Below are 1,105 nucleotides of genomic sequence, written 5' to 3'. Positions count from 1 at the left end.
GCCTCCCACAATTAATTTAATTCAGAGGCGACAACTTTCCTGAAATTGGGGGCTACTAGGTCTAATACATTCCAATGATAAAAAATCATGAGAAAAAAGTTTGAGTTTTTTAAATCACCTACTGGTGCAGAATTGAACCGTCAACTACATATCATATGGCTCGGGAGCACCCTTAGAGATTGGCATGTGGAAAGGATCAAAATTTGGGAAGCAATGAATCCCACGTATAAGGTTAATTTGTGGGTGGATTCTGCGCACAAAGTTGCAATAGAAGAGCAAATTTTAGGCTCTTCAATAGTTGTTCATGATATTTCATCAGTTAAGCTCTCTGAGAATTTATCAGATTGGATAAAGGCATTAGTTCAGGTCAGAGAAGATTACATTCCTAATTATGCAGCCTTGTCTGATGTATTTCGATTTAGTATTTTGAATGATATCGGAGGTTGGTATGTTGATACAGATATTGAACCATTTAGCATCGATACAATTTCTGTACATAAACAGTTGAACTTTCATGTGCACGCTCAAAGGATCGAAGATCATGAAGCTTCATTGAGCCCAGCCGTTATTGCATCTATACCTGGTTCAATTTTGACACAACAAGCATTGAGTTTCTTAGAATTACTTGCTTTAGAATGCAATACTGAGAAATATAATCAAATGATCTCAAGTCGAGATGCATTCACACGAATGATGGCTACACATATGACGACGGGTTTCGCAATTAGGGCTGCTTTAGGTAAAATTTTAGTAAATGATCTAGCCATTTTAGAGGTTTTCAATTCGAGAGATCGCTTTATAAACGATACAGAATTATTTGATCTGTTATCCTCTTATCATCTATCTAATTTTGAGCAATCCTGGATCTTAACTCGATCGGATATTCCCAGTACACATCACGCTATTTCAGGAGTAACGATTGACGAGCGCTATAGGGATTCACTGAGTCGCAAAGCAGTATTACGACAGCCATTTTTGGACGACATATCGGCAACTGTGCAAAGAGCTTATAGAAATCTAACTGTTACGGAAGTGTCACTAAAAGGTGAGTCTGCTCTCTCGGCAGTGTTAACTTAACTTTTGGTCTAGACTGTATTTTATTTTC

The 1,105-nt window shown here is 37.6% G+C and carries 1 protein-coding gene; it reads left to right on the top strand.

The window, feature by feature from the left end:
* Positions 1–87: 87 nt before the first annotated feature.
* Positions 88–1,077 carry a TcdA/TcdB catalytic glycosyltransferase domain-containing protein gene (locus Q0495_RS04735; protein ID WP_298623665.1) on the top strand — a complete coding sequence of 330 codons (990 nt, stop codon included), beginning with the start codon at positions 88–90 and terminating at the stop codon, positions 1,075–1,077.
* Positions 1,078–1,105 lie beyond the last annotated feature (28 nt).

Source organism: uncultured Legionella sp., from assembly GCF_937871865.1.
Lineage (GTDB): Bacteria > Pseudomonadota > Gammaproteobacteria > Legionellales > Legionellaceae > Legionella.
Note: the sequence above shows the minus strand (reverse complement) of the source record. Positions and strands in the feature narration are given on the sequence as shown.